Source organism: Phytomonospora sp. NPDC050363 (genome assembly GCF_040655735.1).
GTDB lineage: Bacteria > Actinomycetota > Actinomycetes > Mycobacteriales > Micromonosporaceae > Phytomonospora.
Window position 1 is genome coordinate 212,290 of sequence record NZ_JBFAKK010000010.1, and the last position, 22,824, is coordinate 235,113.

Annotated in this window: 22 protein-coding genes; 18 read left to right on the forward strand and 4 right to left on the reverse strand. The window is 70.8% G+C overall.

Annotation, left to right across the window (positions count from 1 at the left end):
• Window positions 1–7 precede the first annotated feature (7 nt).
• Complete coding sequence (locus AB0I28_RS26235) at window positions 8–718, forward strand: nucleotidyltransferase domain-containing protein (protein ID WP_357497586.1); 711 nt, start codon at window positions 8–10, stop codon at window positions 716–718.
• Window positions 719–767: 49 nt separating this feature from the next.
• Here the strand turns inward: AB0I28_RS26235 and AB0I28_RS26240 are convergent, their stop codons facing one another.
• Complete coding sequence (locus tag AB0I28_RS26240) at window positions 768–2,030, reverse strand: MFS transporter (protein ID WP_357497588.1); 1,263 nt, start codon at window positions 2,028–2,030, stop codon at window positions 768–770.
• A 158-nt stretch (window positions 2,031–2,188) separates the two neighbouring features.
• Between AB0I28_RS26240 and AB0I28_RS26245 the strand changes: the two genes are divergently transcribed.
• Window positions 2,189–2,851, forward strand: a complete 663-nt coding sequence (locus AB0I28_RS26245; RefSeq protein WP_357497590.1) for a FadR/GntR family transcriptional regulator — start codon at window positions 2,189–2,191, stop codon at window positions 2,849–2,851.
• A gap of 643 nt (window positions 2,852–3,494) precedes the next feature.
• On the opposite strand, the gene AB0I28_RS26250 is transcribed toward AB0I28_RS26245, so the two are convergent.
• Window positions 3,495–4,694 (reverse strand): histidine kinase, encoded by a 1,200-nt coding sequence (locus tag AB0I28_RS26250; RefSeq protein ID WP_357497592.1) that lies wholly within the window; start codon window positions 4,692–4,694, stop codon window positions 3,495–3,497.
• Window positions 4,695–4,747: 53 nt separating this feature from the next.
• Window positions 4,748–5,236, reverse strand: coding sequence for a GNAT family N-acetyltransferase (locus AB0I28_RS26255; RefSeq protein ID WP_357497594.1), 489 nt, complete (start codon window positions 5,234–5,236; stop codon window positions 4,748–4,750).
• Window positions 5,237–5,335: 99 nt separating this feature from the next.
• Between AB0I28_RS26255 and efp the strand changes: the two genes are divergently transcribed.
• Complete coding sequence (gene efp / locus AB0I28_RS26260; RefSeq protein WP_357497596.1) at window positions 5,336–5,893, forward strand: elongation factor P; 558 nt, start codon at window positions 5,336–5,338, stop codon at window positions 5,891–5,893.
• Entirely contained in the window at window positions 5,886–6,353 is a 468-nt protein-coding gene (gene nusB / locus AB0I28_RS26265; RefSeq protein WP_357497786.1) for a transcription antitermination factor NusB, read from the forward strand. Before efp ends, nusB begins: the two co-directional genes overlap by 8 nt.
• Before the next feature lie 71 nt (window positions 6,354–6,424).
• Here the strand turns inward: nusB and AB0I28_RS26270 are convergent, their stop codons facing one another.
• A complete protein-coding gene (locus tag AB0I28_RS26270; RefSeq protein WP_184792549.1) occupies window positions 6,425–6,919 on the reverse strand; it encodes a transcriptional regulator in 495 nt (164 codons plus the stop codon).
• Window positions 6,920–7,116: 197 nt separating this feature from the next.
• On the opposite strand from AB0I28_RS26270, the gene pyrR reads away from it, so the two are divergent.
• The 14 genes from pyrR to AB0I28_RS26340 all read left to right on the forward strand — a co-directional run bounded on the left by pyrR (window position 7,117) and on the right by AB0I28_RS26340 (window position 22,822).
• Window positions 7,117–7,710 carry a bifunctional pyr operon transcriptional regulator/uracil phosphoribosyltransferase PyrR gene (pyrR, locus tag AB0I28_RS26275; RefSeq protein WP_357497599.1) on the forward strand — a complete coding sequence of 198 codons (594 nt, stop codon included), beginning with the start codon at window positions 7,117–7,119 and terminating at the stop codon, window positions 7,708–7,710.
• The gene (locus AB0I28_RS26280; protein ID WP_357497601.1) at window positions 7,707–8,636 is read left to right on the forward strand and encodes an aspartate carbamoyltransferase catalytic subunit; all 930 of its coding nucleotides are present in this window, start codon (window positions 7,707–7,709) and stop codon (window positions 8,634–8,636) included. The genes pyrR and AB0I28_RS26280 overlap by 4 nt, the downstream gene beginning before the upstream one ends.
• The gene (locus tag AB0I28_RS26285; protein WP_357497603.1) at window positions 8,633–9,928 is read left to right on the forward strand and encodes a dihydroorotase; all 1,296 of its coding nucleotides are present in this window, start codon (window positions 8,633–8,635) and stop codon (window positions 9,926–9,928) included. Before AB0I28_RS26280 ends, AB0I28_RS26285 begins: the two co-directional genes overlap by 4 nt.
• Window positions 9,925–11,073, forward strand: coding sequence for a glutamine-hydrolyzing carbamoyl-phosphate synthase small subunit (gene carA, locus AB0I28_RS26290; RefSeq protein ID WP_357497605.1), 1,149 nt, complete (start codon window positions 9,925–9,927; stop codon window positions 11,071–11,073). Before AB0I28_RS26285 ends, carA begins: the two co-directional genes overlap by 4 nt.
• Window positions 11,066–14,413, forward strand: coding sequence for a carbamoyl-phosphate synthase large subunit (gene carB / locus AB0I28_RS26295; RefSeq protein ID WP_357497607.1), 3,348 nt, complete (start codon window positions 11,066–11,068; stop codon window positions 14,411–14,413). The genes carA and carB overlap by 8 nt, the downstream gene beginning before the upstream one ends.
• A gap of 73 nt (window positions 14,414–14,486) precedes the next feature.
• A complete protein-coding gene (locus tag AB0I28_RS26300; RefSeq protein WP_357497609.1) occupies window positions 14,487–15,548 on the forward strand; it encodes a quinone-dependent dihydroorotate dehydrogenase in 1,062 nt (353 codons plus the stop codon).
• Between the two features lie 13 nt (window positions 15,549–15,561).
• Window positions 15,562–16,482 (forward strand): orotidine-5'-phosphate decarboxylase, encoded by a 921-nt coding sequence (pyrF, locus tag AB0I28_RS26305; RefSeq protein WP_357497611.1) that lies wholly within the window; start codon window positions 15,562–15,564, stop codon window positions 16,480–16,482.
• Between the two features lie 157 nt (window positions 16,483–16,639).
• Window positions 16,640–16,960 (forward strand): integration host factor, actinobacterial type, encoded by a 321-nt coding sequence (mihF, locus tag AB0I28_RS26310; RefSeq protein WP_184792543.1) that lies wholly within the window; start codon window positions 16,640–16,642, stop codon window positions 16,958–16,960.
• Between the two features lie 20 nt (window positions 16,961–16,980).
• A complete protein-coding gene (gene gmk / locus AB0I28_RS26315) occupies window positions 16,981–17,592 on the forward strand; it encodes a guanylate kinase (protein WP_357497614.1) in 612 nt (203 codons plus the stop codon).
• A gap of 61 nt (window positions 17,593–17,653) precedes the next feature.
• The gene (gene rpoZ, locus AB0I28_RS26320) at window positions 17,654–17,926 is read left to right on the forward strand and encodes a DNA-directed RNA polymerase subunit omega (RefSeq protein ID WP_357497616.1); all 273 of its coding nucleotides are present in this window, start codon (window positions 17,654–17,656) and stop codon (window positions 17,924–17,926) included.
• Window positions 17,913–19,163 carry a bifunctional phosphopantothenoylcysteine decarboxylase/phosphopantothenate--cysteine ligase CoaBC gene (coaBC, locus tag AB0I28_RS26325; protein ID WP_357497618.1) on the forward strand — a complete coding sequence of 417 codons (1,251 nt, stop codon included), beginning with the start codon at window positions 17,913–17,915 and terminating at the stop codon, window positions 19,161–19,163. Before rpoZ ends, coaBC begins: the two co-directional genes overlap by 14 nt.
• Before the next feature lie 108 nt (window positions 19,164–19,271).
• On the forward strand, window positions 19,272–20,462 hold the full coding sequence (gene metK, locus AB0I28_RS26330) for a methionine adenosyltransferase (protein WP_357497619.1): 1,191 nt from the start codon (window positions 19,272–19,274) through the stop codon (window positions 20,460–20,462).
• Window positions 20,463–20,582: 120 nt separating this feature from the next.
• On the forward strand, window positions 20,583–20,801 hold the full coding sequence (locus tag AB0I28_RS26335; protein WP_357497621.1) for a hypothetical protein: 219 nt from the start codon (window positions 20,583–20,585) through the stop codon (window positions 20,799–20,801).
• A 74-nt stretch (window positions 20,802–20,875) separates the two neighbouring features.
• Window positions 20,876–22,822 (forward strand): primosomal protein N', encoded by a 1,947-nt coding sequence (locus tag AB0I28_RS26340; RefSeq protein WP_357497623.1) that lies wholly within the window; start codon window positions 20,876–20,878, stop codon window positions 22,820–22,822.
• Window positions 22,823–22,824: the final 2 nt, after the last annotated feature.

Genomic DNA, 22,824 nt, shown 5'->3' on the forward strand with positions numbered 1-22,824 from the left:
TGTCGGCATGGACTTCCGACGCGACCCCTACGGCGACGCCCGCGACTTCGTCGCCGCTCACTTCCCGCAGGCGCTGTGGGCGTTGCTGGCGGGAAGTGTGACGACGTCGGCGCGCACGGCCGGTTCGGACCTCGACATCGTGGTGCGGCTGCCCGACGGCGACCCGGTCGCCGGCCGCTCGTCGCACGGCTGGCGGGGCTGGCCGGTCGAGGCCTTCGCCAACGACCTGCGCGGCCACCGCTACTTCCTGGACCTGGAGGCGGACTCGCGGAAGCCGACCCTGCACCGCATGATCGCGACGGGAACGCCGCTGGGCGAAGTCGGAGAGGAGCTGGCCGCGCTGCGCGGGGAGTGCGCGAAGGCTCTCGCCGCAGGGCCCGGTCCGCTGCCCGCCGAGAGCCGCGACTGGAGCCGCTACGGCCTCAGCGACATCCTCGACGACTACGTCCACAGCGTCGACGCGGGGGAGACGGTGGTGATCGGCGTGCAGTTGTGGCTGGCGGCCGGACGCTCGGCGCTGGAGTTCGGCGGCACCTGGACCGGTAACGGGAAGTGGCTGCTGCGGGAGTTGCGCGCACTCGACGCCGACCTCGCCGAACGGTGGCTGGCCGCGCGCGACGACCGCGAGCGGCTCGTCGGCTTCGCACGCGAGGTGCTCGACAGCGCCGGAGGCCCGCTCTTCGAGGGCTACCGCAGGGGCGCGCCGAAACTCGACTGACCGGTGAGGGTCCCGGAAGGCCTGAAAGCCCCGTCAGCCGTACCCCCGCCTAGGCGGCCTTCGCGCCCTGCGCCGCCTTCGCGGCGAGTTCGTCCTCCAGGAACAGCGGCCGGGCGATGCGCAGGCCCACGACCAGCGCGATCGCCGCCGCGGCGAGCAGCATCACGAAGGGCGCGGCCCATCCGCCGGTCGCCTGGTAGAGCACGCCGACCAGCAGCGGACCGGAACCGGCGATCAGGTACCCGCCGGACTGCGCGAAGGCCGAGATCGACGCCGTTCCCTGCGGGGTGCGTGTGCGCAGGCCGAAGAGGGTCAGGATCAGCGGGAAGGTGCCCATCGCCACGCCGGTGACGACGAGCGCGAGCCACTGCACGCCGCCGCGCCCGAGCCACATGCCCGGCAGGCCGACGAGGTAGAGCCCGACGAGGATCACCAGCAGCACCCGCTGGTCGCGCATGCGCGCCGCCATCGAGGGCACGATCAGCGAGACGGGGATGCTGATGGCGGTGAACACGGCCTGCATGACGCCCGCCTGGCTTGCCGTGTGGCCGGAGTCGCGCATGATCTGCGCGAGCCAGCCGAACATGACGTAGGCGATCAGCGACTGCATGGCGAAGAAGGCGACCATCATCCAGGCGAGCTTGCTGCGCCAGACCTTCCGAACCGGGGCGGCGGCCTCGGCCTGCTCGGCGGCCTCGGTGGAGGGGCTGCGCCACAGCACCCACGGCACGACGGCCAGCAGCGCCGGGATTACCCATACCCCGAGCGCGAGGTGCCAGTTCCCGTCGAAGGCCTGCTCCAGCGGGACGGTCAGGGCCGCGGTCACCATGGTGCCCACGGCGAGCGCGGTCGAGTACGCGGTGGTCATGGGCCCGACCCGGTCGGGGAAGTGTCGCTTGACCACGGCGGGGATGGCGACGTTGCCGACGGCGCCGCCCGCAAGGGCGAGGGCGCTGGCGGCGAGGAAGACCGAGGTGGAGTCGACCAGGGAGCGCACGACGAGGCCGAGGCTCATGGTCAGCAGGGCCGCGGTGAGGAGTTTTCGTTCACCGAAACGGCGGGCGAGCGCGGGGGTCACACCGCCGAGGAGGGCGAAGCACAGCACCGGCAAGGTCGTGAGGACCCCGGCGATGGTGGCCGACATGCCCAGGCCTTCGCGGATCTCCTCAAGGAGGGGACCGACGCTGGTCACGGCCGTGCGCAGGTTCGCGGCGGTCAGGAGGATGCCGGCGACGAGGACCCAGGAGGTGGAGATCGCGCGTTCGGCGCGCCCGCCGGGGGCGGGTGCGTCCTTCGTCAGCAGCACGCTCATCCGGGGCTGGTCCTCTCGGTGACGGTACGATTAACAGGGTCATCGAATGATGGGATGAATTTCCGTCTGCCAACATTAACCCGTGGACACCGTGCGCGCTTCCTTGGAAGCCCGGGCTGTGAGCTACGACAACCAGCGCCCCGAAGGAGAGACGCGCCATGGCCTTGCAAACCGCCCGGCGGTCGGCACTCGTCGACCAGGTCATCGGCCAGCTCCGGGCCCAGATCGCCGCCGGGGAATGGGCCCTCGGCGAGCGCATCCCCACCGAACCCGAACTCGTCGCCATGCTCGGCGTCGGCCGCAACACCGTCCGCGAAGGCGTACGGGCGCTCGCCCACGCGGGGCTACTGGAGATCCGGCAGGGCTCGGGGACCTTCGTGCGCGGCGCCAGCGAACTCGCCGGCGCCGTCCGCCGCAGGGTCGCCGACTGCCACAGCCGCGAGGCCCTGGAAGTCCGGCGCGCCCTGGAGATGGAGGCCGTGCGGCTGGCCGCGGTGCGCCGCACCGACGCCGACCTCGACGCCATCCGCCAGGCCCTCGCCCGCCGTGAGGAGGCCTGGGCCGTCGGCGACGTCGAGACCTGGGTCGACGCCGACGTGCGCCTGCACCAGTCGATCGTCGAGGCCGCCCACAACTCTTTGCTCCGCGACCTCTACTTCGACCTCGGCGACGCCATCCGCCACGCCATGCAGGCGGACTTCGGCCAGCACCTCACCGAAGAGGCCTACATCGACCATTCGCGCCTGGTCGCCGCCATCGCCGACGGTGACCCCGCCGCGGCCGTCCGCGAAGCCCTCGAATACCTGGAGGACCAGGTCTAGGGCGCGCTCGGTCTATCAAGGACGACGCGAGCCGGGCCGACTCTCGGGGTTCGAACCCGGCCCCACGGCAAAGGCCGCCCGTACTCGAGTACCGGCGGCCCTGAGGCGATTCGGGCTCAGCAGTTGCATCCGCTCTGGCACTGCCGGACACCGTTGCAGACCCGGCATTCGCGGCAGCCGGTGGAACCGCCGGGACACGAGCAGCCGACGCAGTACCAAGAGCCGCAGGCGGTGGGGCCGGCGGATGCGGCCTGCGCACGCCCACGCGTCAGCAGTTTGTCGAGCAGCCGGTCCGACACGCGCTGGAATATTGCCACAGGGGTTCTCCTTTGAGAGGTTTCCCGGGGATGGGTCGGGGCATGGATCCGGTCGAAGCGATCCCGAGGACCGTGCGGAGACACCAGAGCCCCCCGCCACAGCTCTGGTGAGTCGCACGGCGCCAAGGTCACCGAAGCCAGTCAAACAGTGATCCGGTGCGTGATCGAGGCGGTCCACCGGCGGGTGACCGGCAGGATCGTCACGGCTTCGACGGGCGGCGTCGACTCGGCGTGAGTCCGCTCGCGGCATGCTCATGTGCCTTGACCTTGTGGAGTCGACCGCGACGAGCCTGCCGAGAGCGCCCGTGCTCACCGGCCCGCGCGCCCTAGCGGTCCTCGGCGACCGCCACGTACACCGGTAGTTCGGCCTCCACGAGGAAGCCCCCGCCGGTGACCGGCCCGGCGCGCAGGGTCCCGCCGACCAGCTCGGCTCGCTGCCGCAGGCCCAGCAGCCCGCTGCCCGAACCGCTGCCGGCGAGCTCTCCCGGCAGGCGTGATGCGGCCTTGTTGCGCACCGAGACCCGCACCTGTTCGGCCTCGTAGCGCACCGACACCGTCGCCGCCGCACCCGGCGCGTGCTTGCGCACGTTCGTCAGCGCCTCCCGCACGATCCGGTGCACCGTCCGGCCGATCACCGCCGAGGTCGCGGGCCGCTCGCCCTCCTCGACCAGCCGCACCGGGAAGCCGACCGCGGCCGCCTCCTCGGCCAGCTCGCCGAGTTCGTCGAGACCGGGCGGCGCCTGCCCTTCGCGCAGCGGTTCGCCGCGCAGGACGCCGACGAGTTCGCGCATCTCCCCGAGGGCCTGCCGGCCCGCCTCGCCGAGCGTCTCGGCGGCCTCGCGGGTGCGCTCGTCGGCGGAGCCGCGCCGCAGCGCCTCGGCGTGCAGGATCATCAGCACGACGCGGTGGCCGACAACGTCGTGGACCTCGCCCGCCAGCCGCGTGCGCTCCTCGGCGAGGGCCGCCTCGGCCAGCAGGTGCTGCTCGCGCTCAGCCTGTTCGGCGCGTTCGGCGAGGGAGTCGATGAGGCGGCGCTGGACACTGCGGCGCAGGCCGATGGTGGCCGGCAGGACGGTGAACAGCAGGGCCGCGGTGATCAGGGAGACGTTGGTGTCCCAGGGCCGGGCGAGCACGACGAGCATGCTCGCGACCACCAGCCAGGATGCGACGCGGTGGTCGGAGAACATCATCACCGCGTAGGCCGCGATGGGAGTGGCCAGCGAGAGCCACACGTCCTCGGGCCTGCCCGTCGCGTCGAGCAGCCAGCCGGGAACGGTGTACATCGACAGGCACAGGGCGGCGGTGAACACCGCGACGACCACACCGACGGCGATCGGGTGGGCCCGGCGCCACAGCAGCGCGGTCACGACGGCGAGGTGGAGCAGCAGGCAGCTCCAGAAACCGAGGCTCGACGTGTCGGGCACATCGGGCGACATCAGGGTGAAGAAGACGACCAGCGCCCACAGCACCCCGACGAAGATGAGGTCGAAGGTCCGCTCGCGTCGGGTGTTCCACAGGTGGCGCACGCTGCGCACGCTACCCAAGCGGCGCCAGAGCCGCACGTCACACCCGTCGGCGGTCACAGCGACCGGCGCATCGCGATCCGCGGCGCCACGAAGATCCCGGCGGCCTCCTCGGCGGCCCACTGCTCGCGCATCTGCGGCCCCCATTCCTCGCGAGGCCACTCCCGCCAGCCCCGGGAGGCGTAGAAGGGTCCGTTGAAGGCGACGTCACGAAAAGTCGTCAGTGTGACCGCCGCCGACCCCTTCTCCCGCGCGTAGTCGCACACCCCCTCAAGCAGCGCCGACCCCACACCCCGGCGCCCGAAGGCGGGGTCGACGGCCAGCTCCTCCAGGTGCACGCCGCCGTCGACAAGGGTCAGGGCGGCGAACCCGACCGGGGGAGTACCGGCGGCCAGCACCGCCGACGCGTGCCGCAGGGTCGCCTCCGGGTCGTCGTCGGGCAGGTGGATTCCGGCGCTCGCGAACAGCTCCTGCGCGGCCGCGCTCACCCGGCCGAGTTCGGCGAAGAGTTCGGTCCCGGCGGTGTACACGTTCGTGTGGGTCATCCGACGATGATGACAACGCCAGCGCGTGGGGCCCTCGGGCAGGTCGGTACACTTGCCTGTCGGTCCGTAGCTTCTCAACTGAAAGAGACACCCGCGAGCATGGCTTCCACGAACGATCTCAAGAACGGCCTGGTGCTCAACCTCGACGGCGGTCTGTGGACCGTCGTGAAGTTCCAGCACGTCAAGCCCGGTAAGGGCGGTGCCTTCGTGCGGACCACGCTCAAGCACGTGCTGTCCGGGAAGGTCGTCGACAAGACCTTCAACGCCGGCGTCAAGGTCGACACCGCGACGGTGGACAAGCGGACCTACCAGTTCCTCTACGTCGACGGCGACGACTTCATCTTCATGGACACCGACACCTTCGACCAGATCCCGGTCTCGAAGGAGACCATCGGCGACGGCGCGAAGTACCTGCTCCCCGAGTCCGAGGCCACCATCGGCATGCACGAGGGCGTTCCGCTCTACGTCGAGCTGCCGACCTCCGTCGTCCTCGAGGTCACCTACACCGAGCCGGGCCTGCAGGGCGACCGCTCCTCGGCCGGCACGAAGCCCGCGACCGTCGAGACCGGTGCCGAGGTGGCCGTGCCGCTGTTCGTCACCACCGGCGAGAAGATCAAGGTCGACACCCGTGACGGCAGCTACCTCGGCCGTGCCTGAGCAGGAGCGGACCCCCGCCGACCGCAAGCCCTCGTCCTTCTCGTCGTTCCCCGCGCGGCGCAAGGCGCGCAAGCGCGCCGTCGACGTCCTCTACGAGGCCGAGCAGCGCGACCTGCCCTTCACCCGGGTGCTCGACGATCGCCGCGACCTCGGCGAGCGGGACAAGGAGATGCCGACGATCCCCGAGTACACCACCGTCCTCGTCGAGGGCGTGTCGATGTACCGCAAGGAGATCGACTTCGAGATCGCCGGCGCCGCCCACGGCTGGACCCTGGCCCGCATGCCCGCCGTCGACCGCAACATCCTGCGCGTCGCCGTCTACGAGCTGCGCCACCAGGTCGACGTGGACATCCCCGTCGTGATCAGTGAGGCCGTCAAGCTCGCCGAGATCTTGTGCTCCGACGACTCGCCCGGCTTCATCAACGGCGTGCTCAACCACCTCGCCGGGAACCAGGCCTAGGGCCGCAACGCGTACATATATAAAGAGCGGGCCCCCTGCCGTGGGGCCCGCTCTTCACGTCGCTGTGGGGCTTAGTTCTCGCGGTTGAGGAACTCGTGCGGGTCGCTGATCAGCACACCCAGCTCGGTCAGCCGCTCCACCAGGCCGGAGGGCGTGGTGTCGTAAACAATGGCGAGGGCGGAGAGGTCGTCGGCGCGGATCGAGAGCATCCGGCCGTTGTAGTCGCCACGCTGCTGCTGAATCGCTCGCGCGTACCGGGCGATGGGCGCGACCTCGTCGGCGGGGTGCTCATAGAGCGCCTCAAGGTCGAGAATGATCTTCCCGGCGGGCTCGAACTTCATGGGCGTGCCCTCGGGGAGGAGCTCCGAGACGGGCACCCGGTAGAAAGCGGCCAGCTCGGCCAGTCGGGCGACGGTGACCGCACGGTCCCCGCGCTCGTACGAGCCGATGACGACCGCCTTCCACTTGCCGGCCGACTTCTCCTCCACACCCTGAAGCGACAGGCCCTGTTGCTGCCGGATCTGGCGGAGGCGGTTGCCGAGACTCTTGGCGTACTCAGACGGCATTGACTAGGACTCCAGTCTTGTCGAGGTTGGGGGGACCCCAGTTTTCACTACGGAGAGTGAGGTTAGGCGGGTGGGGGTACCCCGGTCAAGTGGCGCAGGTCATCTGGTCCGCGGATGCCCGGTGACCAGCGCGCTGATAGGCTCCGCGGCGATCACCTTTAAAGACCCGTCCCGTGAGGCGGAGAAGGGAGGTCGGAATGGCGGACCGTGTCCAGAACACGCCCGAACCATCCCGAGAATTGCTGTCCGACGCCGATATCGGCCGAGTGCTCGACCGAATCGCGCATCAGATACTGGAAAAAACCCGCGGCGCCCGTGAGGTGACGCTGCTCGGAATTCCCACCCGCGGTGTACCACTCTCCGTACGACTCGCCGAGCGCATCCGCTCTTTCGAGGGCGTCGAAGTCCCGCACGGCGCACTCGACGTCACCCTCTATCGCGACGACCTCCGCATGCGCGGCGCCCGCCCGCTCGGCCCGACCTCGGTGCCCTCCGGCGGCATCGACGGCCGCCGCGTCATCCTCGTCGACGACGTCCTCTACTCCGGGCGCACCGTCCGGGCCGCCCTCAACGCGCTCTACGACGTCGGCCGGCCCCTCCAGGTCCAGCTCGCCGTCCTCGTCGACCGCGGCCACCGCGAACTGCCGATCCGCGCTGACTACGTCGGCAAGAACATCCCCACCTCGCAGAGCGAGAAGGTCAGCGTCCTGCTGCGCGAGATCGACGACCGCGACGCCGTCCTCCTCTCCGGCGGAGAGCAGAAGAACCCCCTCAACGGAGGTGACAAGTGATCACCCATCTCCTCTCGGCCGCCGACCTCGACCGGGACACCGCGACGCTCCTGCTCGACACCGCCCGCCAGCTCGGCGCGGCCCTGTCCGGCAGGGAGGTCAAGAAGCTCCCCACCCTGCGCGGCCGGACCGTGGTCAACCTCTTCTACGAGGACTCCACCCGCACCCGCGTGTCCTTCGAGGCCGCCGCCAAGCGCCTGTCCGCCGACGTCGTCAACTTCTCCGCGAAGGGATCCAGCGTCTCCAAGGGCGAGAGCCTCAAGGACACCGCCTGGACCCTGCAGGCGATGGGCGCCGACGCCGTCGTCATCCGCCACCCCGCATCCGGCGCGCCGCACCGGCTCGCCCAGTGGGTCGACGGCAGTGTCCTCAACGCCGGCGACGGCACCCACGAGCACCCCACCCAGGCACTCCTCGACGCCTACACGATGCGTGAGCGGATGGGCCGCCTCGAAGGGCTGCGCGTCGCCATCGTCGGCGATGTCCTGCACAGCCGCGTCGCCCGCTCGAACGTCCTGCTTCTGCGCACCCTCGGCGCCGAGGTCACCCTCGTCGCCCCTCCGACGCTGCTGCCGGTCGGCGTCGAGTCCTGGCCGGCGAAGGTCTCCTACGACTTCGACGAGATGTTGCCCAAAACCGACGTCGTCATGATGCTGCGGGTGCAACGTGAACGCATGACCGACTCTTTCTTCCCCTCCGTGCGGGAGTACTCGCGCCGGTACGGACTCGACGTCCGCCGCGCGGCGATGCTGCCCGAGCACGGACTGGTCATGCACCCCGGCCCCATGGTGCGCGGCATGGAGATCGCGCCCGAGGTCGCCGACTCACCCCGCTCGGCCATCGTCGAGCAGGTCGCCAACGGAGTACTGGTACGGATGGCGGCCCTGTATCTGCTGCTGTCGGGAGAGAAGGGAACGGCCGAGTGAACAACGACTGGCTGATCAAGAACGCGTCCGTGCTCGGCCGCCAGACCGCCGACATCGCCGTCGAGAACGGTGTCATCACCGCCGTCGGCGCCGGCCTCACCGCCCCCGAAGGGGCCGAGGTTCTCGAAGCCGAAGGGCTCATCGCCCTCCCCGGCCTCGTCGACCTGCACACCCACCTGCGCGAACCCGGCCGCGAGGACGCCGAGACCGTCCTCACCGGCAGTCGCGCCGCCGCCCTCGGCGGCTACACCGCCGTGTGCGCCATGGCCAACACCTCCCCGGTCGCCGACACCGCCGGAGTCGTCGAGCAGGTCTGGCGCCTCGGCCGCGACGCCGGCCTCGTCGACGTCCAGCCCATCGGCGCCGTCACCGTCGGCCTCGCCGGCGAGCAGCTCGCGGAACTGGGCGCCATGGCCGACTCCGCCGCCCGCGTGCGGATCTTCTCCGACGACGGCTTCTGCGTCGCCGACCCCAAGCTCATGCGCCGCGCACTGGAGTACGTCAAGGCCTTCGACGGGATCATCGCCCAGCACGCCGAGGAGCCCCGCCTCACCCAGGGCGCCCAGATGCACGAGGGCGACTACTCCGCCCAGCTCGGCCTCGCCGGCTGGCCCGCCGTGGCCGAAGAGGCGATCATCGCCCGCGACTGCCTGCTCACCGGCCACGTCGGCTCCCGCCTGCACGTCTGCCACGTCTCCACGGCCGGCTCGGTGGAGATCCTGCGCTGGGCGAAGACCAAGGAATGGCGCGTCACCGCCGAGGTCTGCCCGCACCACCTGCTCCTCACCGACGAGCGTGCCACCAGCTACGACCCGGTCAACAAGGTCAACCCGCCCCTGCGCACGAACGCCGACATCGAGGCCCTGCGCGCCGCGCTCGCCGACGGCGTCATCGACATCGTCGCCACCGACCACGCCCCCCACACCGCCGAGGACAAGGAGTGCGAGTGGGCCGCGGCCCGCCCGGGCATGCTCGGCCTCCAGACGGCGCTGTCGATCGTGGTCAAGACCATGGTCGAGCCGGGCCTGCTCGACTGGGACGGCCTCGCCGAGCGCATGTCCCGCCGCCCGGCTCGCATCGCCGGCCTCGAAGGCCACGGCCTCGACCCGGCCCCCGGCGTCCCGGCCAACCTCACCCTTGTCGACCCCGCCGCGAACTGGACGGTCGTCCCGAACGAACTGGCCAGCCGCAGCCGCAACACCCCCTACGCGCAGATGACGCTCCCCGCGACGGTGCGGGCGACCTTCCTGCGCGGGGAAGCGACGGTACTCGAAGGAAAGGCGACGAAATGACCGGACTCTCCACGACCAGGAGGGCCCCGGCCGTCCTGGTGCTCGAAGACGGGCGCACGTTCCACGGCGAGGCCTACGGAGCCGTCGGCGAAACCCTGGGGGAGGCGGTGTTCTCCACCGGCATGACCGGCTACCAGGAGACGCTGACCGACCCCTCGTACCACCGGCAGATCGTCACCATGACCGCCCCGCACATCGGCAACACCGGGGTCAACGACGAGGACGACGAGTCCTCCCGCATCTGGGTCGCCGGATTTGTCGTGCGCCAACCGTCCCGGACCGCCTCCAACTGGCGGGCGAAACGGTCCCTTGAGGACGAACTGGCCAACCAGGGAATCGTCGGGATCTGCGGTGTCGACACCCGCGCGCTGACCCGCCACCTCCGCGAACGCGGGGCCATGCGCGCCGGTATCTCCAGTGTGGACACCGACGTCGAAGCCCTGCTGCGCAAGGTGACCGGCGCGCCGCAGATGTCGGGCGCGAACCTGCTCGCCGACGTCTCAACGCGACAGTCCTATGTGGTCGAGGCCGTCGGGGACAAGAGGCTCACGGTCGCCGCCATCGACTTCGGCATCAAGCGCAACACCCCCCGCCGGATGGCCGAGCGCGGCATCGAGACGCACGTGCTCCCCGCCGACGCCGGCATCGACGACGTCCTCGCGGTCGAGCCCGACGCGGTGTTCCTCTCCAACGGCCCCGGCGACCCGGCGACGGCCGACCTGGCGCTCACCAAGGGCCTGCTGGAGCGCGGTGTGCCGATCTTCGGCATCTGCTTCGGCAACCAGGTCCTCGGCCGCGCGCTCGGCCTGGGCACCTTCAAGCTCCGCTACGGCCACCGCGGGATCAACCAGCCCGTGCTCGACCGCGCCACCGGCAAGGTCGAGGTCACCGCGCACAACCACGGCTTCGCTGTGAAGGCCCCCGAATCAGGCACGACCTTCGCCACCCCCTACGGGACGGCCGAGGTCAGCCACATCTGCCTCAACGACGACGTCGTCGAAGGGCTTCGACTTTCCGACCCCGACGGGAAGGTCCTCGCCTTCTCCGTCCAGTACCACCCGGAGGCGGCGGCCGGCCCGCGCGACGCGGACTACCTGTTCGACCGGCTCGTTGAACTCGCGGAGCAGGAGCCGGCCAATGCCTAAGCGCACCGACATCAAGCACGTCCTCGTCATCGGCTCCGGCCCGATCGTCATCGGCCAGGCCTGCGAGTTCGACTACTCCGGCACCCAGGCCTGCCGCGTCCTGCGCGAGGAGGGCCTGCGGGTCAGCCTGGTCAACTCCAACCCGGCGACGATCATGACCGACCCGGAGTTCGCCGACGCGACCTACGTCGAGCCGATCACGCCGGAGTTCGTCGAGCAGGTCATCGCCGCCGAGCGCCCCGATGCGATCCTGGCGACCCTGGGCGGCCAGACCGCGCTGAACACCGCCGTCGCCCTGTACGAGTCGGGCGCGCTGGCCAAGTACGGCGTCGAGCTGATCGGCGCCGACATCGACGCGATCCGCCGCGGTGAGGACCGCCAGCTGTTCAAGGAGGTTGTCCGCCGCGCCGGCGGCGAGGTCCCGCGCAGCGCGGTCTGCCACTCCATGGACGAGGTCCGCGCGACCGTCGCCGAACTCGGCCTCCCCGTGGTCATCCGCCCCAGCTTCACCATGGGCGGCCTCGGCTCGGGCATGGCCCACACCGAGCAGGACCTGGAGCGCATCGCCGGCTCCGGTCTCGCCGAGAGCCCCACCACCGAGGTCCTCATCGAGGAGAGCGTGCTCGGCTGGAAGGAGTTCGAGCTCGAGCTCATGCGCGACCGCAACGACAACGTCGTGGTCGTCTGCTCCATCGAGAACATCGACGCGATGGGCGTGCACACCGGTGACTCGGTGACCGTCGCGCCGTCGATGACGCTCACCGACCGCGAGTTCCAGAACATGCGCGACCTGGGCATCGCGGTGCTGCGCGAGGTCGGCGTCGACACCGGCGGCTGCAACATCCAGTTCGCCGTCGACCCCGCCGACGGCCGCATCGTCGTCATCGAGATGAACCCGCGCGTCTCGCGCTCCTCGGCCCTGGCCAGCAAGGCCACCGGCTTCCCGATCGCCAAGATCGCCGCGAAGCTGGCCATCGGCTACACCCTCGACGAGATCCCCAACGACATCACCAAGGCGACCCCGGCGGCCTTCGAGCCGACCCTGGACTACGTCGTGGTGAAGATCCCGCGCTTCGCCTTCGAGAAGTTCCCCGGCGCCGACCCGCTGCTGACCACGACGATGAAGTCCGTCGGCGAGGCCATGGCGCTCGGCCGCACCTTCGGCGAGTCGCTGCAGAAGGCGATGCGCTCGGCCGAGACCGGCACCCCCGGCCTGTGGACCAAGCCGGACCCGGAGGGCGCGACCAGGGAGAACTCCCTGGCGGCGCTGCGCATCCCGCACGACGGGCGCCTCTACACCGCCGAACGCGCCCTGCGCCTGGGCGCGAGCGTCGCCGAGGTCTGCGAGGCATCGAGCATCGACCCGTGGTTCATCGACGAGCTGGCCGCCCTGCTCGGGCAGCGCGACGAGATCGCCGCCGCGGCCGTCCTCGACGAGTCGCTGCTGCGCCGCGCGAAGCGGGCCGGCTTCTCCGACGTCCAGCTCGCCGCGCTGCGCCCGGAGTTCGCCGGTGAGGACGGCGTACGTCGCCTCCGCCACCGCCTTGGCCTGCGCCCGGTGTACAAGACGGTCGACACCTGCGCCGCCGAGTTCGCCGCGAACACCCCGTACCACTACTCGACCTACGAGGACGAGACCGAGGTGTCGCCGAGCGACCGCCCGAAGGTGCTCATCCTCGGGTCCGGGCCCAACCGGATCGGCCAGGGCATCGAGTTCGACTACTCCTGCGTGCACGCCGTCATGGCACTGCGCGACGCCGGGTACGAGACGGTCATGGTCAACTGCAACCCGGAGACGGTCTCGACCGACTACGACACCGCCGACCGCCTCTACTTCGAGCCGCTGACCTTCGAGGACGTCCTCGAGGTCGTCCACGCCGAGGACTCCTCGGGCCGTGCCGCCGGCGGGCCCGGCGTCGTCGGCGTCGTCGTCCAACTCGGCGGGCAGACCCCGCTGGGCCTGGCCAAGCGCCTCAAGGACGCCGGTGTGCCCATCGTGGGCACCAGCCCGGAGTCGATCCACCTCGCCGAGGACCGCGGCGCCTTCGGGCGCCTGCTGACCGACAGCGGCCTCCCCGCGCCGAAGTACGGGACGGCCACGTCCTTCCCGGAGGCCAAGGAGATCGCCGACGAGATCGGCTACCCGGTCCTGGTCCGCCCGTCCTACGTGCTCGGCGGGCGCGGCATGGAGATCGTCTACGACGACGACGCGCTGCGCGCCTACATCACCCGGGCCACCGACATCTCCCCGGAGCACCCGGTCCTCGTCGACCGCTTCCTCGACGACGCCGTCGAGATCGACGTCGACGCGCTCTGCGACGGCGACGAGGTCTTCCTCGGCGGCGTCATGGAGCACATCGAGGAGGCCGGCGTGCACAGCGGCGACTCCTCCTGCGCCCTGCCGCCCATCACCCTGGGCGCCTCGGTCATGCGGGCCATCCGCAGCCACACCGAGACGCTCGCCAAGGGCATCGGCGTGCGCGGCCTGCTCAACGTCCAGTACGCGCTCAAGGACGACACCCTGTACGTGCTGGAGGCCAACCCGCGTGCCAGCCGCACCGTGCCCTTCGTGTCGAAGGCGACGGGCGTGCAGGTCGCCAAGGCCGCCGCGCGGATCATGCTCGGCGCGACGATCGCCCGGTTGCGCACCGAGGGCCTGCTCCCGCCCACCGGCGACGGCGGCGCCCTGCCCCCGCACGCGCCGATCGCGGTCAAGGAGGCCGTGCTTCCCTTCAAGCGGTTCCGTACCGTTGAGGGCAAGGGAGTCGACGCGCTGCTCGGCCCCGAGATGAAGTCGACCGGTGAGGTCATGGGCATCGACACCGCCTTCGGGCACGCTTTCGCCAAGGCGCAGGCCGCCACGTACGGGCACGTCCCGACCGGCGGCAACGTCTTCGTGTCGGTGGCCGACCGCGACAAGCGCGCGGTCGTCTTCCCGGTCAAGCGCCTCGTCGACCTCGGGTTCACCGTCTACGCCACGACCGGCACCGGCGAGGTGCTGCGCCGCCACGGGATCGACTTCCGGCCCGTCCGGCGACACTCCGACACCGTCGCCGAGCAGGCCCTGCCCGACCCGGTGGAGCTCATCTCGGCGGGGGAGTTCTCCCTGGTCATCAGCACGCCGACGAACTCGGCGGGCCCGCGGACCGACGGTTACGAGATCCGCTCGGCCGCGGTCACCTCCGACACGCCCTGCATCACCACGATCCAGGGCGCCGCCGCCGCCGTCATGGGCATCGAGGCGATGATCCGCGGCGACCTGACGGTACGGCCCCTGCAGAAGCTGCACGCGGCGCTGCGCGCCGGTGCCGAGGGGAACGGCGATGCCCCGGCGGCCTGACGGCCGGGGACACGACGCCCGAGCGTCCCGCGCATTGCCGCGGGGCGCCGGGCCACCCATGAGGAGGACACCCGTGTTCTACCGCCAGGTGCTCAGGCCGTTGCTGTTCAAGTTCGGCGGACCCGACCCCGAGGACGCCCACGAGCGCACCATGTGGGCGCTCTCGCAGGTCGCAAGGCGGCCGAGGCTGCGGGAGACGCTGCTGTCCTTCAACGCCCGCGCGCGTCCCACCGAGGTCTTCGGGCTGAAGTTCCCCAACCCCGTCGGCCTGGCCGCCGGCATGGACAAGGACGGACGGGCCCTGCACGCGTGGCCCGCCCTGGGCTTCGGCTTCATCGAGGTCGGCACGGTCACCTGGCGCCCGCAGCCGGGAAACCCGCGGCCCCGCCTCTACCGTCTGCGCGACAGCGAGGCCCTCATCAACCGGATGGGCTTCAACAACCGAGGGGCCATCTCCCTCGGCGCCAGGCTCGCCGACCTGGAGCCCCTGCCGGTCCCACTGGGCATCAGCCTCGGCAAGTCGAAGGTGACGCCCCTGGAAGACGCCGTCGGCGACTACCTGGCCTCGCTGCGGGTCCTCTACGAGTTCGGTGACTACTTCGCCGTCAACGTCTCCTCGCCCAACACCCCGGGCCTGCGCAGCCTCCAGGACAAGGAGCAGCTGCGCACCCTTCTGGCGGCGCTGCGCGAGGAGGGCGCCCGACTGGCGGAGACCTCGCCCGGCGCGCCGGACAAGGTGAAGCCGCTGCTGGTCAAGATCGCCCCCGACCTGACCGAGTCGGCGGTCGCGGAGGTCCTCGACGTGTGCGCCGACGTCGGTGTCGACGGACTCATCGCCACCAACACCACCCTGTCACGCGACGGACTCACCGAATCCGACCGCCCCCGCGGCGTGGAACCCGGCGGGCTGTCCGGGCGTCCACTAGGTGCCAGAGCACGAGCCGTTGTCGCCTTCGCCCACCGTGAGACCGGCGGGAAGCTGCCGATCATCGGCGTCGGCGGGATCGACACGCCCGACGCCGCGGCGCGGATGTTCGACGCCGGCGCGAGTCTGGTGCAGCTCTACACCGGATTCATCTACCAAGGCCCCTCCCTGCCCCGGCAGATCGCGCTGGACGCGCGCAAACGACTTTGAAGGAGTAGACCCAGTGGTTGACAAGACTTTCGGGGCCAAGGCCCACAACGCGCTCGCCAAACGCGGGCCCCTGTGCGTCGGCATCGACCCGCACGCGGGTCTGCTGCGGCACTGGGGGCTTTCCGACGACGTCGCGAGCCTTGAGCGCTTCTGCCGGACCATGGTGGAGGCGATCGCCGAGACGGCCGCCTTCGCCAAGCCGCAGTCGGCGTTCTTCGAGCGCTTCGGCTCCAAGGGCATCGCGGTCCTGGAGAAGGTGATCTCCGACTTGCGCTCCGCGGGCGTCCTGGTGATCGTCGACGCCAAGCGCGGCGACATCGGCTCGACCATGTCGGCCTACGCGCAGGCCTATCTCGACCCGGCGAGCCCGCTGTCGTGCGACGCGGTGACCGCGAGTCCGTTTCTCGGCTTCGGCTCCCTCACCCCCATGTTCGATCTCGCCGAAGCGCACAACCGCGGCGTGTTCGTGCTCGCCCTGACGTCCAATCCCGAGGGCGCCTCGGTGCAGCGGGCGCGGCGCTCCGACGGCCGCACCGTGGCTCAGTCCATTGTGGACGATATCGCGAGCCTCAATGAGGACGCCGAGCCCCTGGGCTCGATCGGAGCCGTCATCGGAGCCACCGTCAAGGGCGCCTGCGCGGAGAACTCCGCGTCGATCACCGCTGTGCGGGAGCACACACACGGAATCACTCACGCGACACCACAGAGTGACTCCGCTCACGATTTGATGAAGATCAATGGACCGATTCTGGTCCCGGGCATGGGTGCGCAAGGTGGCAAACCGGCCGACCTCAAACGTGTTCTGGGACGCGCGGCGGTGGCGGCAATTCCGTCCTATTCCCGCGAAATCGCCCGGCAGGGACCGAGTCCGGCGGCGATCAAAGAGGCTGCCCAGAGGACCCTTGACGAGTGCCGCACGGCACTGCGACGGTGAGTCCGGGCAGTCTTTCGGCCTGTCGGAGGCCACCCCGGATTGCGGGAACCCCTTTGCGACCGCTAGGTTTCCGGCGCTGGGTAAACAACCTGCCCGGTCCGGGACGTGAGAGTGTGAACCCACGGATCCGGATGACAAGTCAACCCAAGGAGACCTCGTGCCGCTCCCGTCGCTTAGCCCCGAGCAGCGCGCAGCCGCGCTGGAGAAGGCCGCTGCCGCCCGCAAGGCTCGCGCAGAGCTGAAGGACCAACTCAAGCAGGGCACCACCACGCTGTCGGACGTCTTCGGCAAGATCGAAGACGACATCGTCGGCAAGATGAAGGTGTCGGCTGTACTGGAGGCGCTCCCCGGTATCGGCAAGGTCCGGGCCGCGCAGCTCATGGAAAAGCTCAAGATCGCCGAGAGCCGTCGCCTTCGTGGCCTCGGTGAGCACCAGCGCAGGGCGCTTCTTGCCGAGTTCGGACAAGCCGAAGCCTAGGCATCCGGTAGAAACGATCCGTGAGCTTTGACGAACACCGCCCGACGGCGGCACGCCTGACGGTCCTTTCGGGACCGTCAGGCGTCGGCAAGGGCAGCGTGAAAGCCCTCATCCGCGAGCGGTACCCATGGGTGTGGCATTCCGTTAGTGCCACGACCCGTAAACCCCGTCCCGGTGAGGTTGACGGAGTCCACTATCACTTCTACGAGAGGGCCGAATTCGAAGCCGCCGTTTCCAGTGGCGAGTTCCTCGAATGGGCCAACTACGCGGGCAACCTGTACGGGACGCCCCGCAAACCGGTGGAGCATCAGCTCGCGTCCGGACTTCCCGTCGTGCTGGAGGCAGACCTCCAGGGCGCGCGGCAGATCCGGATCGCGATGCCGGAGGCGCAACTGGTCTTCCTCGCTCCGCCGAGCTGGGAGGAGCTGGTCCGCCGGCTCACCGGACGCGGCACCGAGGACCGCGAGACGATCGAGCGCCGACTGGCCGCCGCGAAGGAAGAACTGGCAGCTGAGGCGGAGTTCGATCACACCATCGTCAACGTCTCGGTGGAACAGGCCACGGCCGAGTTGGTAAGCTTGCTCGGTTCGCCCACCAGGGCTCCCGTGGCCAACGGCAACCACGTTGGCTGACATACGCGCCACGTTGGTCACAATGTGGCGTACCGCAGCGGAAATTCGAGGCTGATCAAACGTGTCCGGAACCATCGCGAACCCCATCGGCATCACCAACCCGCCGATCGACGACCTGCTGGACAAGACACCGTCGAAGTACCAGCTCGTGATCTTCGCGGCCAAGCGCGCGCGGCAGATCAACGCGTACTACAGCCAGCTCGGCGAGGGCCTGCTCGAGTACGTCGGCCCCCTCGTGGAGACCACCCCGCAGGAGAAGGCACTGTCGATCTCGCTCCGCGAGATCGACCAGGACCTGCTGATCACCGAGCGCACCGACGGTGCCGACGTCTAAGGCGCCGTCGCGGCCCCGGAACATCGTCTTCGGTGTAGGCGGCGGGATCGCCGCCTACAAGGCCTGTGAGCTGCTTCGGCTGTTCACCGAGTCGGGGCACCACGTACGCGTGGTGCCCACCGAGGCCGCTCTGCGCTTCGTCGGCGCCCCCACCTGGGAGGCGCTGTCGGGGCAGCCGGTGGCCACGGAGGTCTGGGACCGCGTCCACGAGGTCCCCCACGTGCGCATCGGCAAGAACGCCGACCTCGTGGTCATCGTCCCGGCGACCGCGAACATCCTCGCTAAGGCCGCGCACGGCCTCGCCGACGACCTCCTCACGAACACACTGCTCACCGCTCGGTGCCCGGTGCTGTTCTCGCCGGCGATGCACACCGAGATGTGGCAGCATCCGGCGACCGTCGACAACGTCGCGACCCTGCGCTCGCGCGGCGCGATCGTCCTCGACCCCGCTGTGGGGCGCCTCACCGGCGCCGACACGGGCCCGGGCCGCCTTCCCGATCCGGCGGAGATCTTCGCCGTCGCCGTCCGGCTCCTCGACCGCGCGGACGGGCCCGACCTGACCGGCAAGCACGTCGTGGTCACCGCCGGCGGTACCCGCGAGCCGATCGACCCGGTGCGATTCATCGGCAACCGCTCCTCAGGTAAGCAGGGCTACGCCATCGCCCGCGCCGCTCTCGCGCGCGGCGCCGAGGTCACCCTCGTCTCGGCGAACGTCGCGCTGCCCGACCCGGCCGGAGCGAAGATCCTCCGCGTCGAGACCACCGCGCAGTTGCGCGAGGAGGTCCTGGCCGCCGCGGGGAGCGCCGACATCGTCGTGATGGCGGCCGCGCCCGCCGACTTCCGTCCGGCCGACTACGCGCCGGGAAAGATCAAGAAGGCGCCGGGCGAGCCCGCCCCGACGCTGGAGCTGACCGAGAACCCCGACATCGCCGCCGAGTTGGGCGCGGGCAAGCCTCCCGGGCAGATCCTGGTGACCTTCGCCGCGGAGACCGCGGGAGCGAAGACCGCCCTGGAGTACGCCACGGCGAAGCTCGTCCGCAAGAAGGCCGACCTCTCGGTGCTCAACACCGTCGGCGACGGGAAGGGTTTCGCCGTCGACGACAACGCCGTCACGCTGATCACGCCCGCGGGAGTGCTGGCCGCACTGCCCTCGATGAGCAAGGACCGGGTCGCCGACGCGGTGCTCGACGCCGCCCTGGGCAAGCCGATCGCCCCGGACTGTAGCCGACCGGCGTAGCGTCAGACCTACTACGCCGGTCTCACCACCCGGCGTAGCGCCGCAAGGGGGCGGCCGCGCGTCGGATTAGACTTCGTTTGCGACATTTTTGAAACCCTAAGGAGCGCCGTGGCACGCCTTTTCACCTCGGAGTCTGTCACCGAGGGCCACCCGGACAAGATCGCCGACCAGATCAGCGACGGGGTGCTCGACGCCCTCCTCGAACAGGATCCGGCCAGCCGGGTGGCGGTCGAGACGCTCATCACCACCGGCCAGGTGCACGTCGCCGGCGAGGTGACCACCGAGGCCTACGCCGACATCCCGACGATTGTGCGCGAGACGATCCTGCGGATCGGTTACGACTCGTCGAAGAAGGGCTTCGACGGCGCGTCCTGCGGCGTGAGCATCTCCATCGGCTCGCAGTCGCCCGATATCGCCCAGGGCGTCGACAAGGCCGTCGAGCACCGCAGTGGTGCCTCCGGTGACGACCTGGACTTCCAGGGCGCCGGCGACCAGGGCATGATGTTCGGCTTCGCCTGCCAGGAGACGCCCGAGCTGATGCCGCTGCCGATCGCGCTGGCCCACCGTCTGTCGCGTCAGCTGACCCAGGTCCGCAAGGACGGCACCGTCCCGTACCTGCGTCCCGACGGCAAGACGCAGGTCACGATCGCCTACGAGGGCCACCGTCCCGTCCGGCTCGACACCGTCGTGGTGTCCAGCCAGCACGCGCCGGACATCTCGCTGGAGTCGCTGATGACGCCCGACATCGCCGAGCACGTCATCGCCAAGGAGGTCGAGAGCCTCGACATCGACGTCTCGGACTACAAGCTCCTGGTCAACCCGACCGGCCGCTTCGAGATCGGCGGCCCGATGGGCGACGCCGGCCTGACCGGCCGCAAGATCATCGTGGACACCTACGGCGGCTACGCGCGCCACGGCGGCGGAGCCTTCTCCGGCAAGGACCCGTCCAAGGTGGACCGTTCGGCCGCCTACGCGATGCGCTGGGTCGCCAAGAACGTCGTCGCCGCGGGCCTGGCCGAACGCTGCGAGACGCAGGTCGCCTACGCCATCGGCAAGGCGCACCCGGTGAGCCTCTACGTCGACACCTTCGGCACCGAGACCGTCCCCCTGGAGCGCATCGAGGACGCCGTCCGCCAGGTCTTCGACCTGCGCCCGGCCGCGATCATCCGCGACCTCCAGCTGCTGCGCCCGATCTACCGCGCCACCGCCGCCTACGGTCACTTCGGCCGCGAACTGCCCGAGTTCACGTGGGAGCGCACCGACCGCGCCGAGGCGCTGCGCTCGATCGCGGGAGCGTAGCCGGACCGGTACGACACGCAGGGCCCGGCGGGCGCGTCACGCGCCCACCGGGCCTTCCTTCGGCCATGCTTCCCCTATATCCGATTGCCGCCGACCGCCCGGTCTGCTGAGATCTCATGCATGCCGGCACCCGAAGGTTTCCACTATCAAAAGCGCCCCAACGGCAGCGTCTACATCTCCCACCACGGACGCGAGGCGGCGACGCTGCGCGGACCGCGCGCGGCCAAGTTCCTCGACGAGGTCGAGGCCGGCGACCCGCAGGAGGTCATGGCCCGCTGGACCGGCAACTACAAGCGCGGCAACGAACGCACCGGCCGCAACCACCCGCGCAACCGCTGACGCCCGCGCTCGTGAAGGCTTCCGGCGCGAGTCCCACGGACGGCGCTGTCGGACCTCTCTGGTAGAACCGCACCGTGGATGAGGACACGGGCGGGACACGGGTGGCGCGGGTCTGCGTCGACAGCCCGCTGCCCCATCTCGACCGCCTCTTCGACTACCGCGTGCCGCCGGACCTCGCCGAACAGGTCCGTCCCGGCTGCCGGGTGAAGGTCCGCTTCGCCGGGCAGGCCCTCTCCGGCTTCGTCGTCGAACTCGCCCGCGGCACCGACTTCGGCGGACGTCTCGCCGACCTGGCCAAGGTCGTGTCCGCCGAACGCGTCGTCACCCCCGAGATCCTGCGCCTCGCCCGGGCCGTCGCCGACCGCTTCGCCGGGAACCTCTCCGACGTCCTGCGCCTGGCCGTACCGCCACGCCAGGCGAAGGTCGAGGCCGAGCCCCCGCGCGAACCCGCGCCCCCGATCACCGCCCCCGAGGCACCCGCCTGGGGCGACTACGAGCCCGGTGCGGCCTTCCTGCGGTCATTGGCCGGTGGCCACAGTCCGCGGGCGGTCTGGAACGCCCTCCCCGGCGAGGACTGGCCCCGCCGGCTGGCCGAGGTCGCCGCGACCACGGCCGCGGCGGGCAAGGGCGTCGTCCTCGTCGTACCCGACCAGCGTGACCTCGACCTGCTCGACCGCGCCCTCACCGCCGTGCTCGGCGAGGACCGCCACGTGACGCTCTCGGCGGCCCTCGGCCCCGCGAAGCGCTACCGCGCCTTCCTGGCCGCCTCCCGGGGAGCCGTCCGCGTCGTCGCGGGCACCAGGGCCGCCGCCTTCGCGCCCGTCGCCGACCTCGGCCTGGTCGCCATGTGGGACGCCGGCGACGATTCGCACTCCGAACCCCGCGCCCCCTACCCGCACGCGCGAACCGTCCTGCTCACCCGCGCGCAGCTCGCCGACACCGCCGTCCTGCTCGGCGGATTCACCCGCACCACCGAGGACCAGCTGCTCCTCGACACAGGCTGGGCCAAGACCCTCACGGCCCCCCGCGAGACCCTGCGTGAACGGGCCCCGCACATCGTGCCCGTCGGCGACGACGCCCAACTCGCCCACGACCCGCAGGCCGCCGCGGCGCGCCTTCCCACGACCACCTGGAACGCCGCCCGCGACGCGCTCGCCGCCGACCGGCCCGTGCTCATCCAGGCACCCCGGCGCGGCTACATCCCGGTCGTCTCCTGCCAGGAATGCCGCTCGCGGGCCCGCTGCCCGCACTGCTCGGGCCCTCTCGCCCTGCACTCGGCCTCGGCACCCCCGCAGTGCCGCTGGTGCGGTCGCCAGGTCCCGGAGTTCCGCTGCCCGACCTGCGGCGGCACGCGCCTGCGGGCCGCCGTGATCGGGGCCGCGCGGACCGCCGACGAACTCGGCCGTGCCTTTCCGGACGTCCCGGTGCGCACCTCCGGCGGTGACCGGATCCTCGACACCGTCGCACCAGGCGCGTCGCTCGTCGTCGCCACCCCGGGCGCCGAACCGGTCGTCGAGGGTGGCTACGGCGCCGTTCTCCTGCTCGACGCGTGGGCGCTGCTGACCCGCGCCGACCTGCGAGCAGGGGAGGAGACCCTGCGGCGCTGGATGGCCGCCGCCGCCCTGGCCCGCCCGGCGCGAGACGGCGGCCAGGTCGTGGTCGTGGCCGACGGCGGACTCGCGGTCGTGCAGGCGCTGCTGCGCTGGGACCCCGCGTGGTTCGCCGCCCGCGAACTCGCCGAGCGGGCCGCGCTGCGCTTCCCGCCCATCGCCCGCATGGCCTCGCTCACCGGCCCGCCCGAGGCCCTCGAAGACCTGCTCCGCTACGCGACACTCCCGCCGGGCACCGAGGAACTCGGACCCGTGCCGGTCGACGACCGCACCGAACGCCTGCTCCTGCGCGCGCCGAGGACCCACGGCGGCGAACTCGCCGCGGCCCTGCACGGCGCCTCCGGCGTGCGCAGCACGAAGAAGACGGCCGACCCGGTACGCGTCCAGGTCGACCCCTCCGAACTCTTGTGAAG